Source organism: Paracoccus caeni, assembly GCF_016629665.1.
GTDB lineage: Bacteria > Pseudomonadota > Alphaproteobacteria > Rhodobacterales > Rhodobacteraceae > Paracoccus > Paracoccus caeni.
In genome coordinates, this window is the sequence record NZ_JAEPRQ010000002.1 from 251,499 (window position 1) to 271,760 (window position 20,262).

Consider the following 20,262-nt stretch of genomic DNA (forward strand, 5'->3'; position numbering starts at 1 on the left):
AAACCTGTGCTGTTGCCAATGCGTTGAAGGTAGTCCCGCCGACCGGGGGTCCGCAAGGGGGGCGTGACCTTGGCAGACGCCGCGTCCCCCCAAAAACGCGCGATCTTAGCAGGTTCCCGCGGCTTGGTCCGTCTGGGCCACAGGTTCCGGGCGACCGGCCAGATCCAGCCCGCGTGCCGTTGGCGGCTGCCACGTCTTCGACTCGGGCAGCGCGCCTTGCGCATTCGTCCCGATGTGAGAGCCGCCGGTGCCGCCGGTCCACCCCGACGAGCCCGCATTGCCCGGCGCGGTTCCGTCCTGACCCGGCTGCGGCTCGGTCGCGGCTTCGGCCTGACCGGCAGCGCTGGCGCAGTCGCCCTTGCCGTCCTGTTGCGCTACCTCTGCGGCCTCATTCACCGCGCGCGGCTGATCGACCGCAGGCGCGGTTCCCTGTGCCGACAGTCCCGCAGGCAGCAGCAGCGCGATTGCGGCGACCCCGGCGAGATGCAGATTTCGAATGTTGGACACCATGCTTGCCCCTCCCTGTGGCGGAACGTGGCTGATGCGGATCAACGTATCGCCCGCCCCCCCGGTTCCGGGTCGCTAACTGCTTGCAGTGACCGTTCCCGGCGACTAGAAGGGCTGAAATTTTCAGGCCGCCTCCAAGGGCGGCCCTTCATTCTATGAGGATATGATGGAAGTCAAGGAAACCCGGAACGAAGGTCTGAAGCGGGGCTATCAGTTCACCCTGCCCGCCGCCGAACTGGCCGCGACGGTCGATGCCAAGCTGAAAGAGGCACAGCCCGAGATCGAGGTGAAGGGCTTCCGCAAAGGCAAAGTGCCGTTGGCGATGCTGAAGAAGCAATTCGGCCCGCGCGTCATGGGCGACGCCATGCAGGACGCCATCGATGGCGCGCTGAAAAAGCATCTGGAGGAAAGCGGCGACCGCCCGGCGACCCAGCCGAAGGTCGAGATGGAAAACGGCGAAGGCTGGAAAGAGGGCGACGATGTCGTCGTCAATATCAGCTACGAAAACCTGCCCGCGATCCCGGAAGTCGATCTGACCAAGCTGAAGCTTGAGCGTCTGACCGTTCCGGCCGAAGAAGCCGCTGTCACCGAAGCGCTGGAAAATCTGGCGAAATCGGCCCAGAATTTCGAAGACCGCCGCAAGGGCAGCAAAGCCAAGGACGGCGATCAGGTCGTGATCGACTTCAAAGGTTTCGTCGATGGCGAGGCATTCGAAGGCGGCGCGGGCGAGGATTATCCGCTGGTCCTCGGCTCGAACAGCTTCATCCCCGGCTTCGAAGACCAACTGGTCGGCGCGAAAGCCGATGACGAGGTCAAGGTCGAGGTGAAATTCCCCGAAGAATACGGCGCCGCCCATCTGGCCGGCAAGGATGCCGTGTTCGAATGCAAGGTGAAGGCGGTCAAGGCCCCGAAACCTGCCGAAGTCGATGACGAACTGGCCAAGAAATTCGGTGCCGAAGATCTGGAGGCGCTGAAGAAGCAGATCTCCGAGCGTCTGGAGGCCGAATATGCCGGTGCCGCCCGTGCGGTTCTGAAACGCTCGCTGCTGGATCAGCTGGACAATCAGGTGAAGTTCGAGCTTCCCGATTCGCTGGTCGAGGCGGAAGCCGACCAGATCGCGCACCAATTGTGGCACGAAGAAAACCCCGACGTTCACGATCACAACCACGACTCGATCGAGCCGACGGACGAGCACAAGAAACTGGCCGAGCGTCGCGTCCGTCTGGGCCTGCTCTTGGCCGAGATCGGTCAGAAAGCCGAAGTGACTGTGAACGATCAGGAGATGACTCAGGCCGTCCTGCGCGCCGCCCGTCAGTATCCGGGTCAGGAGCGCGCCTTCTTCGAGTTCATCCAGCAGAATCCCGGCGCCCAGCAGCAGTTGCGCGCGCCGATCTTCGAAGACAAGGTCGTCGATCACATCGCCGAGCAGGCGAAGGTCAAGGACAAGAAAGTCTCGAAAGAAGAGCTTGAGAAAGCCGTCGAGGCTCTGGACGAGCTTTGATCGGGTCCCCATCCGGGGTCATCCGCTGAACAGATCGGAAAGCCGCGCCACATCAGGCGCGGCTTTTCTCATTACCCGCCGCACCGCCTCGCCTTGCAGCAGACACGTCGCGGGCCTAATTTGACGCCATGACTGCGACTCTCCACCTCATGAAACTTTGCGTCGGCGCCGAAGGCCCCGAGGACCTGCTGGCATGGCAATTGCAACGCTATGGCGACGGGCCAGCCGTGCACGTGACGCGCATGTGGCCGAAACGCGAGGAAGAGTTGCTGCAGGGCGGATCGCTCTACTGGGTCTTCAAGGGCGCGATGCTGGCCCGGCAACGTCTGCTGCGGCTGGAAGAGCGTATCGGCGACGACGGCATCCGCCGCTGCGCCCTGATCCTCGACCGCGACATCGTCCGCGTCTCGGCGGTGCCCCGCCGCCCGTTTCAGGGCTGGCGCTATCTGGCGGCGGGCGACGCACCGATCGACCTGCCAAAGGGTCGCGAGGCCGACGACCCCCTGCCCCCCGCCGTCGCCTCGGCACTCGCCGATATGGGTCTCCTCTAGCCGGTCTTGACGCCAGCGGGACCGTGCGATACGCGGAACCCATGCGGGTGTAGCTCAATGGTAGAGCAGAAGCTTCCCAAGCTTACGACGAGGGTTCGATTCCCTTCACCCGCTCCATCAGAAATCGGTGTAATTGATGCAAGATAGGCGCATTTCGCAAGAAATGGTCAGCATGGACGATTCCGGCATGACGCGGCCGGTTTATCCTGAAGAATTCCGAAGAAATTCCCGAAGTGTGCTCGCTTCTTCCTGAGCCCGCGCACATCATCACTCGATCCCACGCTAGCGAAAATCACCGTGAGGATGGGAGGCAGCAAAGGGCTACAATCGATCTGCCCGCTAGGAATTATCGTGGTGAGGGGTTTCGCTTGCTGGTTTTCTGTTCGTGACATCGGTCAGTTAGGCTTTGGAAGCCTATCATGACCCTCGTCTGGCAAACCCACGTCGACCAGTTCACCTATCTGGCTGCTTCAAGATCGACAGCGGACCTGAGACGTATCGCATCTCTGCGATGGTCTATAACGACTGCCAGAAACTCAAACAATTCGCCTGCCTGCTCTTGTGCTCTGGCGCAATCTTTTTCGAGAGGCTAGAAGGTGATCGGCGGGCGGTTAGCTCAGTTGGTAGAGCGCTTCGTTTACACCGAAGATGTCGGGGGTTCGAGTCCCTCACCGCCCACCATTCCCCCGCAGGATTATTTATATTTCTTATACGCTTAAGCGTTTTCGAAATAAGCTGCAGTCATCTTGTCACCATACACGAAAGATTTCCGCAGTCACCATGGTGTCACTCGGAATCGCAAGATGACAGGGTTGGTACGGTGTCGCTCGCAGGGTCATATCTGCACTGCATGCGGGCCCTGCAGGATCACCGGCGTTTCACCCGTCTCGGCCAAATCACCAGATAGCCCGGTCGGACGACCATCTTGCGAGTTCTCGCGCCCCGTCCCGATTGTGCCCATTAGCGCCAGCGCTTCCATACTCACTTGCGGAACTTCAAGGCGGCACACAACACCCCACTCCTTATCTGTTCCTCTGCAAGATCTGGGTATCAAAGCCGCCAATCGGCTCCATGCCGCCACAGCGCTGCATCCTCTTCCTTTGTTGTTTTGACCACCGTGACCGCCGCCGCTATAGACAAGCCAACACTTGATAGGGACGAACCTCTTGCTGCGCGGAATCCTTTCTTTCTTCGGTGCGATTTTCTCGTGGCTCGTAACCGGCATCTTCTTCGTCGCACTGACCGTCGGCGGGATCTTCTGGATCTATTCGCGCGACCTGCCCAGCCATGAAACGCTGGCCCAATACGCGCCCAAGACCATCAGCCGCATCTATAACGGCGAAGGCCGCCTGATCGACGAATTCGCCGAGGAACGCCGCCTGTTCGTCCCGATCGAGGAAATCCCCGATCTGGTCAAGGAAGCCTTCATCAGCGCCGAGGACAAGAATTTCTACAACCATCCGGGCTATGATCCGCGCGGCATCCTCAGCGCGGGGTATCAGTTCCTGACCACCGGCAATATGCGCGGCGCCTCGACCATCACCCAGCAGGTGATGAAAAACTTCCTGCTGTCCAGCGACCGTAATATCGAGCGGAAGGTGAAGGAAATCATCCTCGCCACCCGGCTGGAAGCGACGCTGACCAAGGACCAGATCCTCGAACTGTATCTGAACGAGATCTATCTGGGCCAGAACAGCTTCGGCGTCGTCGCCGCCGCGCAGACCTATTTCAACAAGTCGCTGTCCGAGCTTCTGCCGCATGAGGCCGCAATGCTGGCCGCCATGCCGCAGGCCCCCGGCCGCTACCACCCCGTCACCGCCAAGGAGCGTGTGACCGAACGGCGCAACTACGTCCTGCGCGAGATGTGGCAGAACGGCTATATCGATCAGGCCACCTATGAGGCCGAGGCGAAGCTGCCGCTGCGCTCGGTCCAGAACGGCGATTTCCCGTCCTTCCGCGGTCAGCTTCCGCCGCGCGACTATTTCAGCGACGAGATCCGCCGCCAGCTCAGCCGCGAATTCGGCAATGAGGAATTTTTCGGCGGCGGTCTGACCATCCGCGCCACTGTCGATCCCGATCTGCAGACCGAAGCCGCGAAGGCGTTGCAGCAAGCGCTGGAACAATATGACCGCGGCCTTGGCATCTGGCGCGGCACCGGCGAGGTGATCCCGGCTGAACAGCTTCGCGACGAGGGCGCATGGCGCGGTGCGCTGTGGGAAGCTCAGGTGCCGCGCGACATCCCCGGCTGGAAGCCCGCCGTGGTGCTGGAGGTCGGCACAAGCGATGCCCGCATCGGCATCGAAGGGATCGAGGAAGACGGCGACGGACACTGGATTCCGGCAGCCGATGTGCAATGGGCCAGAAAGCGCAACAGTGACGGCAGCCTGGGCGGGCGCGCACAGGTGGCGGGCGATTTGGTCGAGGTCGGCGATGTGGTGCTGGTCCGCGCCATGACCAATGACGGCGATGGCAGCTTCATCCGCTGGACGCTGCGACAGGTGCCGCAGGTGCAGGGCGGGTTCATGGCGATGGACGTGAATACGGGCCGGGTTCTGGCGATGCAGGGTGGCTTCAGCTACCAGTCCTCGGTCTTCAACCGCGCGACGCAGGCACAGCGCCAGCCGGGGTCGAGCTTCAAGCCCTTCGTCTATGCGGCGGCTTTGGATAACAACTACACCCCGGCCACGATTGTCGTGGACGAGCCGATCCGCCTCAACACCCCCTACGGTCTGTGGGAGCCGCGCAACTCCACCGGCCAGCATTACGGCCCTACGCCTTTGCGCACCGGGATCGAGATGTCTCGGAACCTGATGACCATTCGGATCGCGCAGGATATCGGCATGGATCGCGTCGCTGATTATGCCGAGAAATTCGGTGTCTATGACGATCTTAAACCCTTCCTCGCCAATGCCCTTGGCGCGCAGGAAACGACCCTGTTCAAGATGGTCGCCGCCTATGCGATGTTCGCCAATGGCGGCGAACGTGTCGAGCCGACGCTGGTGGACCGCGTGCAGGACCGTCGTGGACGCACCGTCTATCGCCACGATCACCGCGTCTGCGAGACCTGTGGCAACCAGCCCTTGCCCGCCGGTCAGGGCCCGGTGATCGACAACAACCGCGAACGTGTCATGGACGCGGTGACGGCCTATCAGCTCACCTCGATGTTGAAGGGTGCAGTCGATCGCGGCACCGCCACCGGGGTCGATCTGCCGGTGCCGATCGCGGGCAAGACCGGGACCACCAACGACGCCAAGGATGTGTGGTTCATCGGCTATTCCTCGAACATCGTCGCGGGTTGCTATCTGGGCTACGACCAGCCGCGCAGCCTAGGCCCGAACGCTTATGGCGGGACATTGTGCGTGCCGGTCTTCAACGCCTTCATGCGCAAGGCCGTGGCCGAATTCGGCGGCACCGACTTCGCGGTTCCGCCGGGCGGCTACTGGGTCAAGATCGACCGCTTCACCGGCCAGCGCCTGTCGGACGACGCGTCCGGCCCGAATGTCGTGGCGGAATATTTCCGCGAAGGCGCCGATCCGGACTGGCTGTCGCCGCTGATCGTCTCGGGCTTTGGCGACGGTGAGGTGGTGCTGCCTTGGGAAGCCGGTGGCAACAGCGGTGGCACCGCCATCACAACGTCAACGGGCGAGCGGCGTGTGATCCCCAGCCGGACCGATTTCGGCACAATGTCGTCGGGCGGTTTGTATTAGCAACTTTGTTAATCTGCCGCGCTGAGGCTGCCATGGCACGCCCATTTTGAGGGTCGTGTTTGCGACGGTGATTGGCGCGCGGACAATGGCGATCACGATCTGTTTGAACATGCGGGTCGCGACAGGCGGGTGACGCAACAGGCTGCGGGCGTTGCAGCCGGTATTTTTGCAACGAAGAAATCTGCAGGCTGGTTTTTCCAGCGAATGCTGGGGATTTGACTGCACAGCGGATACACGGCGCGAGCACCGGACGTGCACAGGCTGTACACAGCTTGCGAACGGTGGGTGTTGCGAGATGGGAAATGAGATGGTGAGGCGAGCGTGTCGATGGGCTCGCGTTACTTCCGCAGCATCGATGCGCGTTGGCCTTCGTCGCGTGCCCAGCCCAGAACCGCCTCGGACATGACCATGACCATCCGGTCGCGCCATTCCGGGTTCAGCAGGTTGGCGCGGTCGTTATAGTCCGAGATGAAGCCAAGCTCTAACAGCACCGAAGGAATATCCGGCGATTTCAGGACCGAGAAGGCCGCGCCCTGAACCGGGCGGCCATGCTGGCCGATACCCATCAGCGCCATCCGCTGACTGAGCCAGCGGGCGAAATTCTCGGATCGGGGCTGCGTGTCGGTGCGGGCGAAGTCCATCATTGCGGCGGCAAGCGCGTCATCCTGTCCGCCGAAATCGACGCCGCTGATCAGGTCGCTGCGTTCGTGGCGGTTCACCAGATGCTGCGCCGCCTGACCGTCCGAGCGCGGGTTCCAGACATAGACCGTCGCCCCCGCTGCCTGTCCCGTCGGCAGCGCATCGGCATGCAGCGAGATGAAAAGATCGCCCCGCGCCTCTCGCGCAAGGGTCATCCGTTCTTCCAGCGGCACGAACGTATCGGATTCGCGCGTCAGCACCACCTGCACGCCGCGATCCTGCAGCGCCTTGCGCAGCTCCAGTGCAAAGACCAGAACCAGATTGGCCTCGGTCTCGCCCTCGGCCAAGGCGCCGGGATCGAAGCCGCCATGGCCGGGATCCAGCACCACGACCAGCCCTTCACGCGGCGGAAGCGCCTCGACCTCGGCCGGGTCGGGCAGGCCGCGAAGGGCTGCCGTGGCACTGGGCGGGGCGGTGAAATCAGCCTCGGCGACCGGCTCCAGCGTGACGGTGATCTGCGGCAGCGGCGGGGTGGTTTTCTGGACGGCGCTGGCGATGCGGTAGGGGCCGGGCAGTTCCACCACCACCCGCGACCAGCCGTCGCGATAGCGTCCCCATCTGACATCCGTTGCCAGACCCGCGCCGAACAGCGCCTTCGCATCCGCGCCGTTCAGATCGACATCGCGGATATCCAGCACCAGCCGCACCGGGTCCGAGACGATGTTCACCCGCCACGGCACAGCCTTGGTCAACGCCAGCCGCAGTTCCAACGGTGGATCGCCCCACCATGCGCGACCGCTTTCCACCAGCGCCGAAGCGCCAAGGTCAAGCCGCGCCCGATCCTGCGCCGCTGCGGGCGACAGCATCATCAGAACCGCAAGGAGCAGCGCCAGAAGTCTCATCGACGTGACATATACTCGGTCAGGCGCCGCAGACCCTCGGCGATATCCTCGGTCGAGCGGGCATAGCTGAAGCGCAAGGTCTGCGCGCCCCGTTCGGGGTCGAAATCAAGGCCCGGCGTCACAGCGACCCCGGCCTGTTCAAGGATCTCGGCGGCAAATTCCAGCGAATTGTCGGTCAGATGCGAGACATCGGCATAGATATAGAATGCGCCTTCGGGCGGGGCGATCCGGTCGAAGCCAGCTTTCGGCAGGCCTTCCAGCATCAGGCGGCGGTTTTCGGCATAGACGGCAAGATTTGCATCGGCCTCGTCCACAGACGACAACGCGCCAAGCGCCGCGACCTGACTGGCATGGGGCGGGCAGATGAAGAAGTTCTGGGCCAGCCGCTCGACCGTGCGGACCTGTTCGTCGGGGACGACCATCCAGCCGACCCGCCAGCCGGTCATCGAGAAATACTTGCTGAAGGAGTTGATGACGAAAACATCGTCGGTCACCTCAAGCGCCGAATGGCAGCGGTCGGCATAGGAGAGGCCGTGATAAATCTCGTCCGAGATCAGCGCCATGCCCTTGGCATCGGCGGCGGTTTTCAGCGCGGCCATTTCATCCGGGCGCAGCACCGTGCCGGACGGATTGCCGGGCGAGGCAAGGATCAGGCCGCGGCAGCCATCGGGCAGATCCTCGGGACGGGGCTGATAGCGGTCCTCGGGGCGGGTCAGGATGCCCACGGGTTCCAGCGACATGGCGCGCAGGATCTGCCGGTAGCTGGGATAGCCCGGATAGCCCATCGCCACCCGGTCGCCCGCATCGAAAAGCGCCGAGAAGCTGAGGATGAACGCGCCGCTGCTGCCAGTCGTCACCACCACCCGCGCGGGGTCCAGATCGACGCCATACCAGCGATGGTAAAGCGCCGCGATCCCTTCACGCAGAGCCGGGATGCCAAGGGCGACGGTATAGCCCAGCGGCTGCGACAACGCGGCGGACAGCGCCTTCAGCGCACCTTCGGGCGCAGGCGTTCCGGGCTGACCCACCTCCATATGGATAATGTGCCGTCCGGCCTTTTCGGCACGCGCGGCGGCCTCCATCACGTCCATGACGATGAACGGATCGACTTGGGAACGTTTTGATGTGGCAGGCATTATTTTCTCTCAGGACCGTCATTGGCTGGCCCGCAGCAGTTATTCACCGCAGACGCGGTGCAATCAGGGGCCGAAAGACCTTATGTCGCCACTCTGCCAGTTCGGCAAGGCAAGTGAGGCAGCGGGAGAGATATATCGCTGTTGCCGGGTGGCCAAGTGGTCCGGTTGGAGCGTCGCGGTAAGCTGGTCTTCAACATGAGGCTTGCCATGAGGTTACGGAAAGCAAGGCTCTAAACGTGCATTCTGCGCATCGCTCGGCCAACAGAGATCAGACATGTCACCGCGCCATCTCTGCGGCGCGAATCAGGACCCAAAGCAGAAATCGATGGGTCCCGACCCTGGGATCACTCGTGACTTGCGATGGCGTCGATCCGCTTTGCCAGTTCAATATCTTTGTTCGTGACGCCGCCAAGCGTGTATGAGTTCAACGAAATCTCGACGGTCTTGTAGATGTTCGACCAATCAGGATGGTGGTCAAGCCTTTCTGCGACCAAGGCGACGCTAGACATGAACCCGAAGGCCTGAACGAAATTCTCGAATTCGAAGGTCTTGGTGATGGCGGTCTTGTCCTCGGACAATGTCCAGCCATCAAGTGCGGCGAACCCGCTTTCAAGCTCTTCGGGGGTAAGCAGCACCCGCTCGGAGCTGGCATCAAGCTCTGCGCCGCTTGTATCATCGGAAAGAACTGGCGTAGCGAGCGCAAACATCGTGCAGGCCGCGAGACCTAATAACCTTGCCTGATGGAGTATCATGTCTGTCCCTTTTACTGTGAATGACTGCTCCGAATATCGCGGAGCAGGCTCACCTTAGGTCATTCGGAAATTCGATCAAGCGGCTGAACTGGCCGGAAATTAAAACAGCAATTAACCAGTCGCTCGGTTCTTCACGCTTTGTCCGCCATCAGTCGTGAAAATGACAGGTGGCCACGCCCAGCAGAAACGATGCGCCCGGTCCTCATCCGCTCACGCCCCGGATGATGCGCCGAAAGTCGTATATGCGGCTTAGCCACCCTCTGTTAATCTGGCCCACCTTGTTTTCGGCTCACGCCTGAACGGACGGGTCGCAAACAGCCGGATTTGCAGGAAATCCCGTGGGCGTGACGTGACGGTCGTCAAGATGCAGGAGGGTGCTGCATGGGGGAACTGATAACATTCGAGGAACTGCCCGTCTGGGTGCCGGGCAAGGTGCTTTTGTCGAGCGAGGGGCAGAACTGGAAAAATATCGCACTGCGATCATATGGTTATAAGGGACAGGATGTGATCGTGCCCGCGATGCGGGATTTCATGCTTGTCAGCTACAAGACCGGAATGACCGCGATGCAGCGCCGCTTTGACGGGCGCTGGAAGCGCGAGACCCTTGTGCCGGGGGCAACCTCGTTGCTGACGCGGGCGCAGAGAGCCTATTGGAACTGGCACGACCCCATCGATGTGACCCATATCTATCTGTCGGGCACCCTTGTCGCCGAGGTTGCCAGCGAAGTCATGGACTGCGCCATCAGCGAGGTGACGCTGGAAGATGTCCTGCGGACCGACGATCCGGTGATGGCCCATGCCGCAGAGACGATTGCAGAAGAGGCGCGGACCGGAGGCCTTGGCGGCGCGCTTTATGTGGACAGCGTCGCCCGGGGACTGATCGTTCACCTGCTGCGCCGCTATGCCTCGGTCCGGTTGCGGGAAATCGGCAAAAGCGGTGCCCTGTCGCCTCAGCAGGAACGGCAGATCGTCGAGTTCATCGAGGCAAGCCTTGGCCTGACTCTTGATCTGGGGATGATGGCGGAAGCGCTGTATATGACCCCCTGCCTTTTCGCGCGACAGTTCCGTCGCAGCTTTGGCACGCCCCCCTATGCGTTCGTCAAAACGCGACGGCTGGAACGCGCGCGGCATTTGTTGGCGACAAGCATGTTGCCGATCAAGGCGATTGCGGCCGATTGCGGCTTTTCCGATCAGGCGCATCTGACGCGGATGTTCTCTGCCACTTATGGCGAGACGCCGGCGGCCTTCCGTCGTCGGGCGCAGTGATGCCCCCTGCCCCGAATGTTCAAAAAGCGCCACCGGATCGTTCAAGACCCGACCTACCTCCAAGCCAAATACTGCTGCCATGTCCCGTTCGTGACGGTCGGGGCAGCAGGGTTCGCAGCCATGAGGAGGGCTGCATGATCGGAGGAGAAACAACATGCTGGATGCGACAAGCACCCCGAAACAGCCGGAGCGTAACCCCGTCCCGGCCCAGATCGACGCGCTGGTGATCGGCGCTGGCGTCGCCGGACTGTATCAGCTTCATCAGCTGCGCGGGATGGGCCTCAAGGTCCACGGCGTCGATACCGCCACGGATGTCGGCGGGACCTGGTACTGGAACCGCTATCCGGGCGCCAAGTTCGACAGTGAAGCCTATATCTACCAATATCTGTTCGACGAAGATCTCTATAAGGACTGGACCTGGAGCGAGCGTTTCCCGGGCCAGCGAGAGATCGAGCGGTGGATGCATTACGTAGCCGACCGGCTGGATCTGCGGCGCGATATCTCGTTCTCGACCACCATCACCCGCGCGACCTATGACGAAGACATCGGGCGCTGGACCGTCGAAACCGACAAGGGCGAGACCATCGATGCGCGCTATTTGATTGGTTGCACGGGAATGCTGTCTGCCCCGCTGGAAGACCGTTTCCCCGGTCAGGCCAGTTTCAAGGGCAAGATCGTCCACACCGCGCGCTATCCAAAGGAGGGGCTTGAGCTTGAGGGCAAGCGCGTCGCGGTGATCGGCACCGGCGCCACCGGCATTCAGGTGATCCAGACCATCGCCCCCGAGGTCGAGAAACTGACCGTCTTCGTCCGCACGCCGCAATATGTGCTGCCAATGAAGAACCCGAAATACGGCCCGGCTGAGGCGGCCTGGTACAAGGACAGGTTCCAGGAGCTGAAATCCAATATCCCGCGAACCTTCACCGGCTTTGAATATGACTTCAAAAACAAATGGGCCGATCTCAGCCCGGAACAGCGGCGGGCGGTGTTGGAGGACATCCATGCCGACGGTTCGCTGAAACTGTGGCTTGCCTCTTTCGCCGAAATCTTCTTCGACGAGACGGTGTCGGAAGAGGTGTCGGAATTCGTGCGCGAGAAGATGCGCGCCCGGCTGAAAGATGAGCGCCTGATCGACGTGCTGGTGCCAAAGCCGGGCGATTACGGGTTCGGCACGCATCGCGTCCCACTTGAGACCCAATATCTGGAAACCTATCTGCGCGACAATGTCGAGGCGGTCAGCGTTCGCGATAACCCAATTGCCGAGATCGTGCCGGAAGGCGTCAAACTGCAGGACGGAACGGTCCACGAAGTCGATACGATCATCATGGCTGTCGGTTTCGATGCAGGCTCTGGCGCGCTGGCGCGGATCGACATTGCCGGGCGCGACGGCGTGAAGCTGGCCGAGGAATGGGGCAAGGACATCAGAACCACCCTTGGACTAATGAAGCACGGCTTCCCCAATCTCTTCATGACGGGCGCACCACTGGCTCCCTCGGCCGCGCTTTGCAACATGACCACCTGCCTGCAGCAGCAGACCGAATGGATCACGAATTGCATCCGCGACCTGCATCAAAGCGGCAGTGATGTGATCGAGCCGACGCAGGAGGGCGAAGACGCATGGGTCCGGCACCATGACGAAACCGCCGATGCCACGCTGATCGCCAAGACGAATTCCTGGTACACCGGCTCGAACGTGCCCGGAAAGCCGCGCCGCGTGCTGTCCTATACCGGCGGCGTCGGCACCTATCGCCAGAAATGCGACGAGATGGCTGCAAGCGGCTATCCGGCCTTCGCGATGAGCAATGCCAGCGCACAGCAGCAGGCCTGACACGTGACGGCACCCCGGAGGAGGAGACCGGGGTGCCGTCAACAACTCATGTATATGGAGGAAACCATGAGCCAGAAATTCAACGCCGACGCCATTCTGGAGGGCGTCGTAGCCTCGGACCCGCGCGTGCCGGGCGTCGTTGCAATGGTCACTGATCGTGAACGCAATATCTACGAAGGTGCTGCCGGCGTTCGTCGTCTGGACGGCGATGCCGCGATGACCACCAATGATGCCTTCGCGATCTTCTCGACCACCAAGGCGATTACCGGAACGGCAGTGCTGCAACTGGTCGAAGAGAACAAACTTGATCTTGACGCGCCCGCCAGCACCTATGCCCCCGACATCGGCAAGCTGAAAGTGATCGAAGGCTTTGACGAGGCGGGCGAACCGATCCTGCGCGATCCGAAACGCCCGATCACGACCAAGCACCTGCTGCTGCATACCGCCGGGTTCGGCTATGATTTCTTCAGCGAAACCTATAACCGGCTTGCGCAGGAAAAGGGCCAGCCCAGCGTCATCACCGCCTCGAAAGCGTCGCTGATGACGCCGTTGCAGTTCGATCCCGGCGACAGGTGGGAATACGGCACAAATATCGACTGGTGCGGTCAGGTCGTCGAAGGCATCACCGGCAAACGTCTGGGCGAAGTTTTCCAGGCGCGCATCTTCGAACCGCTTGGCATCGAGGACATGACATTCGAGCTGAACGACGATCTGCGCAGTCGATTGGCCGGGATGCATGCCCGCAATCCCGACGGCTCGCTGACGCCGATGGAGTTCGAACTGCCCGACGATCCCGAAATCCATATGGGCGGCCACGGACTTTACGGCACGGTCGGCGATTACATGAAGTTTATCCGCATGTGGCTGAACGACGGTGCCGGGATCAACGGGCGGGTGCTGAAGCCCGAAACCGTCGCCATGGCCGAAAAGAACCACCTTGGCACCAAGAAAGTCGGCATGTTGCCGGGCGTGATCCCGTCGCTGTCGAACGATGCCGAATTCTTCCCCGGCCTGTCGAAATCGTGGTCCTACAGCTTCATGGTCAATGACGAGGCCGCGCCGACAGGCCGTCCGGCAGGCGCACTTGGCTGGGCGGGCTTGGCGAACCTGTTCTACTGGATCGACCGCCAGAACGGCTATGGCGGCTTCTGGGCAACCCAGATCCTGCCCTTCGCCGACGCGGTGTCCTTCACCGGATATATGGAGCTTGAGACCGCGTTCTATGCCTCGCTCAAAGCCGCGAAGGCCGCATGACGCCTCGCCCGACCACCGAAACGCCGCTGGTCGGGCGAACTTCCCGGACGTGCAGCATCCGTTGCGCATAGTCACGGATCCGTGTGTCATGGTTCCTTGCCATCCTGCCCCGGTCGGGCCAAGTTGCATCCAACCCGCGAGACGAGGAAACCGATGACACGCCTGACCGCCGCCCTTCTGCTGGGCTCGACCTTCATGGCCAGCCCCGCTTTGTCCTTCGACATTTCAGCGATGAGCGAAGATGAAAAAGCCGCCTTTGGCGAGGCGGTGCGCGATTATCTGATGGATAATCCCGAAGTGCTGGTCGAATCGATCAACGTACTGGAACAGCGCCGCGTGGCGCAAGAGGCGCAGAACGACCAGCAATTGGTCGCCGCCAATCAGGATGCGATCTTCGAGGACGGCCATAGCTGGGTCGGCGGCAATCCCGATGGCGATGTGACCGTGGTCGAGTTTCTGGACTATCGCTGCGGCTACTGCCGCCGCTTCAACGATCAGGTTCACGCACTGATCAAGGATGATCCGAATGTGCGGCTGATCCTGAAGGAATATCCGATCCTTGGTCAGGACAGCGAAGCCTCGTCCCGGTTCGCCATTGCGGTCAAGCAGATCGCGGGCGATGAGGCCTATATGAAGGCGCATGACGAGCTTATCACGCTGCGCTCTGAAGCGTCGCTGGAGGCGCTGCAGGGTGTGGCCGAGAAGATCGGCGTCGATCCGACCGAGGTCGTCAACCGCATGAACACCGAGGATGTGACGGCGGTGCTGCGCGCCAACCGGCAATTGGGCGAGACCATGGCCATCTCGGGGACGCCGACTTTCATCATCGGCGGCGAGATGATCCGCGGCGTTCCGCCCGGCGGGCTGGAAGAGCTGGTGCAGGCAGCACGCGACGAAGCGAGCTGAGTTTCAGAGCTGAGGGCATTGCCCGACCGCGGGTGGGCAATGCGACAGTTGTTCTTCGCACTTTATGATGCCACCCCGTCGTCCTTCACTGTGGAGAGCGACATCACCGAATTGCCCGCCCTGGGGGCGGTCGGGCAATGCCCGGCGTCGCACAAGTGCGACTTGATTCCGGGCGGGTGCTTTATCTTCGGCGGGGATAAGTAACCTTACTTCGCCAGCGCCTCGCGAACGCTGTCGGCCATCGGCGTGCTGTTCCGACCGATCAGCCGGGCCAGATCGTCGCCGTCGCCGTCCAGCGCACCTTTGGCAGCCATCGCATCAAAGCTCGCATAGGCAGCGGCCACAGGCGCGGGCAGTCCGGCGCCTTCCAGCGCCTTGGCATAATCGGCCTCGGACAGATCCACATAGGGAATGTCCTTGCCGGTCTGGCGTGAAATCTCGGCTGCCAGTTCTGTCAGCGTATAGGCGGGCGCACCGGCCAGTTCATAGATGGCGCCGTCATGCCCCTCGCTGGTCAGCACCCCGACCGCCGCATCCGCATAGTCGGCCCGCGACGCCGAGGCGATCTTGCCGTTCCCCGCAGCGCCGTAGAATGCGCCGTTGGCAACCGCAGGCGCGACCGAGGCGGTGTGGTTTTCGGTGTACCAGCCATTCCGCAGAACCGTGGTGCTGAGACCCGATTCCGCCAGCATCGCCTCGGTCTGGCGATGCTCTTCGGCAAGGCCGAGGGGCGAGATATCGGCGTGAAGAAGGCTGGTATAGACGATCCGGCGAATGCCAGCCGCCTTTGCCGCATCGATAAGATTCTTGTGTTGTGCGGCACGTTTTCCGATCTCGCTGCCCGAAATCAGCAGCAGCGTATCAACGCCCTGCAAAGCCTCGGGCAGGGTTGCGGGCTGGTCATAATCGGCGCGGCGCAACTCGACCCCAAGATCGGCTCCGGCATCGAGGTTTCGCGCCAGTCCAATGATGGAATCCGTAGTGCGCTGTTTCAGCGCGGAAATAACTAGACGACCCAGTTGACCTGTGGCTCCGGTAACGGCGATACTCATGCTGTCTCTCCTTGGAGGCTGTTGTTTCGACACATATGTGCCCAGCAATTACGCATGGTAAGTACGCACAAAGATGTAAGTATAGAAAATGACTCATCAACCATCCGATCCCAAACCGCAGACCCTGACCGAAACCGTCATTCGTGGCGAGTTGATGGTCCCCGGCTGCCCCTCGCGCAATATTTTGCGCAGTATGACCAGCCAGTGGGGCGTGCTGATCATGATCGCGCTGAGAGAGGATGGCACGCTGCGGTTCAACGCATTGCGGCGGCGGGTCGGCGGCGTGTCCGAGCGGATGCTGGCCGAGACATTGAAGCGTCTGGAAGCGCACGGGCTGGTGTTGCGGGTGGCTTATCCGGTGGTGCCGCCGCAGACAGAATACAGCCTGACCCCGCTGGGCGAAGATGCTGCAGAGCATGTGGCGGCATTGGCAGACTGGATCGAAGTCAACCTGCCGCTGATGCTGAAAGACTGACGCCCGCCTATTCGGCCGCCAGCCCGCCTTCGTGATTGGCGCGGACACGGCCAAGAATATGATCGGCGGCTTTCTCGCCGGTCATGATCGAGGGCGAGTTCAGGTTGCCGTTGGTGATGCGCGGGAAGATCGAGCTATCGGCGACGCGCAGCCCCTCGACGCCGATCACCCGCAATTCGGGATCGACCACGGCATCGGGATCATCCGCCGCACCCATCCGGGCGGTGCCGCAGGGATGGAAGGCCGACTCGGCATGTTCGCGGATGAAGGCGTCGATCTGTTCGTCGCTCTCGACCCCGGGGCCGGGCTGGATTTCGTCGCCGCGATATTCCGCGAAAGCTGGCTGATCGAAGATCTGCCGCGTAAGGCGGACACAGGCACGAAATTCTTTCCAATCATCGGGATGCGACATGTAGTTGAAGTGAATTTCCGGCGTATCCATCGGGTTTTTCGAGGTAAGCCGTACGGTGCCGCGCGACTTTGACCGCATCGGGCCGACATGGGCCTGAAAACCGTGCCCCCGCACCGCCGATTTGCCGTCATAGCGGACGGCAAGCGGCAGGAAATGATATTGAATATCAGGGTAATCGACCTGATCCGACGACCGGATGAAACCGCAGCTTTCGAACTGGTTCGATGCGCCAAGGCCGGTTTTCTGCAACAGCCACTCGACCCCGACACGACCTTTGCCGAGAAGGTTGTAGTAGGTGTATAGCGTTACCGGCTTCAACGCCTTGTATTGCATATAGATTTCAAGGTGATCCTGAAGGTTCGAGCCGACGCCGGGGCGGTCTGCCAAAGGCTCGATCCCGTGTTGGCGAAGGTGATCGGCGGGGCCGATGCCGGACAGCATCAGGATTTTCGGGGTGTTGATCGAGCTGGCCGAAAGAATGATCTCGCGCCCTGCGGAGATCGTTTCAATCACGCCTTTTCTTTCGATTTCAACGGCATATGCGCGCTTATCCTGAAACAGGATGCGGCGGGCAAAGCCGCGGATTACCGTGAGGCGGCCGGTTTTCAGCGCCGGGCGCAGATAGGCCGAGGCAGCAGACCAGCGGCGGCCCTTCCAGATCGTAGCCTCCATCGGGCCGAAGCCTTCCTGATTTTCGCCATTGTAATCAGGTGTATAGGGCCAACCCGCCTGTTTCCCCGCCTCGATGAAGGTGTTAAACAGCGGGTTGCGGCGGGTGCCGCGTGTCACATGCAGCGGGCCGTTGGTGCCGCGCCAGTCCGAGGCGCCGCCATGCCATGTTTCCATGCGCTTGAAATAGGGCAGTACGTCCTTGTAGCCCCAACCATCTGCGCCGGATTCCTCCCAGAAATCAAAGTCTTTCGGGTTCCCCCTGACAAAGACCATACCATTGATCGAGGATGAACCGCCCAAGACCTTGCCGCGCGGGGTGACCAACTGCCGACCGCCAAGATGTTCTTCGGGCAAGGTTTTGAAACCCCAGTCAAATTTCGACATGTTCATCGGATAGGACAAAGCACCGGGCATCTGAATGAAGATGCTGCGGTCGCTGCCGCCGAACTCGATCATGGTGACGCGGTGGCCGGCCTCGGTCAGGCGATAGGCCAGTGCGCAACCGGCCGAGCCTGCGCCGACGATGACGTAATCCGGGGTCTGAATGGGCTGATTCATCGCTGCACCGACCGTGCGCCGGGAATGCACAGCGCGTACACAGGTTGTACACAGCTTGCGAGCGTTGCGTGTTGCGTGGCGGGACGCTCAGTATGGCGCATCGACCCCTCCCATTCCGACATAGACGGTCTTCAGTTGCGAATAATGTTCGATCGCGGCGGCGGAATTTTCGCGCCCGATACCCGATAGTTTGACCCCGCCGAAAGGCATCTCGACCGGGGTGAGGTTATAGGCGTTGATCCAGCAGGTGCCCGCCTCCAGCTTGGCGATGACGCGGTGCGCGCGGGTCAGATCCTGCGTGAAGATCCCCGCTGCAAGGCCGTAGCCGGTTGCATTGGCGCGGAAGATCACGTCGGCCTCGTCGGTGAAGGTCAGCGTCGTCATCACTGGGCCGAAGATTTCCTCGCGGGCGATGCTCATGTCGTCAGAGGCGGCAAAGACGGTCGGCGGGATGAACGCCCCCTCGCCCGCGCCGCCGCAGATCAGGGCCGCGCCCTCGCTTTCGCCTGCGCCGATGGCGGTGCGGATTTTGGCGGCCTGTGCGGGGCTGACGATGGGGCCGTATTGCGTCTCGGGGTCCAGCGGGTCACCGATGCGGATCGTCGCGATGCGGGCCTTGAGCTTTTCAAGGAAGGCATCCCGGATCGCCTCATGCACGAAAACGCGGGTGCCGTTCGAGCAGATCTGGCCCGAGGAGTAGAAATTCGCCAGCATCGCCGCGCCGACGGCATCGTCCAGATTGGCGTCCTCAAAGACGATCAGGGGCGATTTGCCGCCAAGCTCCATGGTGACGTGGCGCATCCCCTCGGCAGCGGCGGCATAGACCTTTTGGCCCGTGGCGACCGAGCCGGTCAGCGAGACCTTGGCCACATGAAGATCGTTGACCAGCGCGGCACCAACCGCTCCGCGACCTTGAACCACGTTGAACACACCCGCGGGCAGCCCTGCCTCAAGCAGAATTTCAGCAAGTTTCAGCGCGCCAAGCGGCGTCTCTTCCGACGGTTTGAAAACCATCGCATTGCCCATCGCCAAGGCCGGGGCGGATTTCCAGCAGGCGATCTGGCTGGGATAATTCCACGCGCCGATGCCCGCGCAAACGCCCAGCGGCTCGCGGATCGTATAGGCCCAGTCACGGCCCAGCGGGATCATCTGGCCGGTGACGGTCGCGGCCAGTCCGCCGAAAAATTCCAGCGCCGCCGCGCCTGATTCCCAGTCTGCGACTAGCGTTTCCTGAATGGGCTTTCCGGTGTCGAGCGTTTCCAGCCGCGACAATTCCTCGTTGCGTTCGCGGATGATCGCGGCGGCACGGGTCAGGACGCGGCCACGCTCGACCGGGGCCAGCGCCGCCCATTCGACCTGCGCCCTGGCGGCGACCTTGCAGGCACGCGCCACCTGCGCGACCGAGGCTTCGCGGAGGCTGGCGATTTCCTCGCCGGTATAGGGATAAAGGACGGGCAGCGCCGCGCCCTCGCCCTCGACCGGGCGGCCATCGATGAACAGGCTGGCTGCGGGTTGGGCGGAAAGCGTCATGCGAGAGCCTCGTCAAGATAGTCCAGAACAAGTTGCCGGGCGCTGTCGCCATCGGTCGGACGCGCCGACAGGACCGAGCGCAGATAGACACCGTCGATCAGCGCGCCCAGCGTCTCGGCGACCTGATCGGGGCGGCTGGTCATCGGGCGCAACGCCACCAGAAGGTTCGAGCGCAGGCGGCGGTGATAGACGCGCAGCAGGCGGGCGGCATCGGTATTGGTCAGCGCCAGCGCATAGAAGTTCAGCCATGCGCTGACCGTCTCGCGCTGGAAATTCTGCGAGGCAAAGCTGGCGGTGATGATCGCCACCACCCGGCTGCGCGAATCGTTCGATTTCAGTTCATCCCGGACCGAATCACCGAAGGTCTTCAGGATGAAGCGCATCGCGTGCAGAAAAATCTGGTCCTTCGAGCCGAAATAATGATGCGCCAAAGCAGGCGACATCCCTGCCCGCTTGGCGATCTGCGCGACCGTCACGTCCAGCGAACCGGCCTTGCCTACTTCGTGGATCGTGGCGTTGATTAACGCGGCTTTTCGGATAGGCTCGGCCCCAATCTTTGGCATTTTGCCTCGCATGCGATGAAAATAGTTGCATTTTGATTGAACTGTATCCTT

Annotated in this window: 16 protein-coding genes and 2 tRNA genes; 10 read left to right on the forward strand and 8 right to left on the reverse strand. The window is 61.8% G+C overall.

The window, feature by feature from the left end:
* Nucleotides 1-105 precede the first annotated feature (105 nt).
* Nucleotides 106-510, reverse strand: a complete 405-nt coding sequence (locus JJJ17_RS08035) for a hypothetical protein (RefSeq protein ID WP_200685251.1) — start codon at nucleotides 508-510, stop codon at nucleotides 106-108.
* Nucleotides 511-673: 163 nt separating this feature from the next.
* Here JJJ17_RS08035 and tig point away from each other — a divergent pair, with 163 nt between their 5' ends.
* From tig to JJJ17_RS08060, 5 genes are all read left to right on the forward strand, one after another.
* A complete protein-coding gene (tig, locus tag JJJ17_RS08040) occupies nucleotides 674-2,008 on the forward strand; it encodes a trigger factor (RefSeq protein ID WP_200685253.1) in 1,335 nt (444 codons plus the stop codon).
* A gap of 128 nt (nucleotides 2,009-2,136) precedes the next feature.
* The gene (locus tag JJJ17_RS08045) at nucleotides 2,137-2,559 is read left to right on the forward strand and encodes a DUF1489 family protein (RefSeq protein ID WP_200685255.1); all 423 of its coding nucleotides are present in this window, start codon (nucleotides 2,137-2,139) and stop codon (nucleotides 2,557-2,559) included.
* Nucleotides 2,560-2,602: 43 nt separating this feature from the next.
* Nucleotides 2,603-2,676: transfer RNA gene (locus tag JJJ17_RS08050), tRNA-Gly, on the forward strand.
* 488 nt (nucleotides 2,677-3,164) lie between these two features.
* A tRNA-Val gene (locus JJJ17_RS08055) sits at nucleotides 3,165-3,240 on the forward strand.
* A gap of 485 nt (nucleotides 3,241-3,725) precedes the next feature.
* A complete protein-coding gene (locus JJJ17_RS08060; protein ID WP_200685257.1) occupies nucleotides 3,726-6,266 on the forward strand; it encodes a penicillin-binding protein 1A in 2,541 nt (846 codons plus the stop codon).
* A gap of 338 nt (nucleotides 6,267-6,604) precedes the next feature.
* On the opposite strand, the gene JJJ17_RS08065 is transcribed toward JJJ17_RS08060, so the two are convergent.
* From JJJ17_RS08065 to JJJ17_RS20360, 3 genes are all read right to left on the reverse strand, one after another.
* Entirely contained in the window at nucleotides 6,605-7,807 is a 1,203-nt protein-coding gene (locus tag JJJ17_RS08065; RefSeq protein WP_200685259.1) for an N-acetylmuramoyl-L-alanine amidase, read from the reverse strand.
* Nucleotides 7,804-8,943: a pyridoxal phosphate-dependent aminotransferase gene (locus JJJ17_RS08070; protein ID WP_200685261.1), complete on the reverse strand. Its 1,140-nt coding sequence runs from the start codon at nucleotides 8,941-8,943 to the stop codon at nucleotides 7,804-7,806. The genes JJJ17_RS08065 and JJJ17_RS08070 overlap by 4 nt, the downstream gene beginning before the upstream one ends.
* Before the next feature lie 344 nt (nucleotides 8,944-9,287).
* Nucleotides 9,288-9,650 (reverse strand): 4a-hydroxytetrahydrobiopterin dehydratase, encoded by a 363-nt coding sequence (locus JJJ17_RS20360; RefSeq protein ID WP_200685263.1) that lies wholly within the window; start codon nucleotides 9,648-9,650, stop codon nucleotides 9,288-9,290.
* Between the two features lie 426 nt (nucleotides 9,651-10,076).
* Between JJJ17_RS20360 and JJJ17_RS08080 the strand changes: the two genes are divergently transcribed.
* The 4 genes from JJJ17_RS08080 to JJJ17_RS08095 all read left to right on the forward strand — a co-directional run bounded on the left by JJJ17_RS08080 (nucleotide 10,077) and on the right by JJJ17_RS08095 (nucleotide 14,949).
* The gene (locus tag JJJ17_RS08080; protein ID WP_200685264.1) at nucleotides 10,077-10,961 is read left to right on the forward strand and encodes a helix-turn-helix domain-containing protein; all 885 of its coding nucleotides are present in this window, start codon (nucleotides 10,077-10,079) and stop codon (nucleotides 10,959-10,961) included.
* A 154-nt stretch (nucleotides 10,962-11,115) separates the two neighbouring features.
* Nucleotides 11,116-12,789, forward strand: a complete 1,674-nt coding sequence (locus tag JJJ17_RS08085; protein WP_200685266.1) for a flavin-containing monooxygenase — start codon at nucleotides 11,116-11,118, stop codon at nucleotides 12,787-12,789.
* A 66-nt stretch (nucleotides 12,790-12,855) separates the two neighbouring features.
* Nucleotides 12,856-14,043: a serine hydrolase domain-containing protein gene (locus JJJ17_RS08090; RefSeq protein WP_200685268.1), complete on the forward strand. Its 1,188-nt coding sequence runs from the start codon at nucleotides 12,856-12,858 to the stop codon at nucleotides 14,041-14,043.
* 153 nt (nucleotides 14,044-14,196) lie between these two features.
* Entirely contained in the window at nucleotides 14,197-14,949 is a 753-nt protein-coding gene (locus JJJ17_RS08095; RefSeq protein WP_200685270.1) for a DsbA family protein, read from the forward strand.
* Between the two features lie 206 nt (nucleotides 14,950-15,155).
* Here JJJ17_RS08095 and JJJ17_RS08100 read toward each other — a convergent pair whose 3' ends face one another.
* Nucleotides 15,156-16,001, reverse strand: coding sequence for an SDR family oxidoreductase (locus JJJ17_RS08100; RefSeq protein ID WP_200685272.1), 846 nt, complete (start codon nucleotides 15,999-16,001; stop codon nucleotides 15,156-15,158).
* Between the two features lie 88 nt (nucleotides 16,002-16,089).
* Between JJJ17_RS08100 and JJJ17_RS08105 the strand changes: the two genes are divergently transcribed.
* Nucleotides 16,090-16,476 (forward strand): winged helix-turn-helix transcriptional regulator, encoded by a 387-nt coding sequence (locus JJJ17_RS08105; protein ID WP_200685274.1) that lies wholly within the window; start codon nucleotides 16,090-16,092, stop codon nucleotides 16,474-16,476.
* Between the two features lie 7 nt (nucleotides 16,477-16,483).
* On the opposite strand, the gene betA is transcribed toward JJJ17_RS08105, so the two are convergent.
* From betA to betI, 3 genes are all read right to left on the reverse strand, one after another.
* Nucleotides 16,484-18,118, reverse strand: a complete 1,635-nt coding sequence (gene betA / locus JJJ17_RS08110; RefSeq protein WP_200685276.1) for a choline dehydrogenase — start codon at nucleotides 18,116-18,118, stop codon at nucleotides 16,484-16,486.
* Nucleotides 18,119-18,205: 87 nt separating this feature from the next.
* Nucleotides 18,206-19,648 (reverse strand): betaine-aldehyde dehydrogenase, encoded by a 1,443-nt coding sequence (gene betB / locus JJJ17_RS08115; protein WP_200685278.1) that lies wholly within the window; start codon nucleotides 19,646-19,648, stop codon nucleotides 18,206-18,208.
* Entirely contained in the window at nucleotides 19,645-20,211 is a 567-nt protein-coding gene (gene betI / locus JJJ17_RS08120) for a choline-binding transcriptional repressor BetI (RefSeq protein ID WP_200685280.1), read from the reverse strand. Before betI ends, betB begins: the two co-directional genes overlap by 4 nt.
* Between the last annotated feature and the right edge of the window lie 51 nt (nucleotides 20,212-20,262).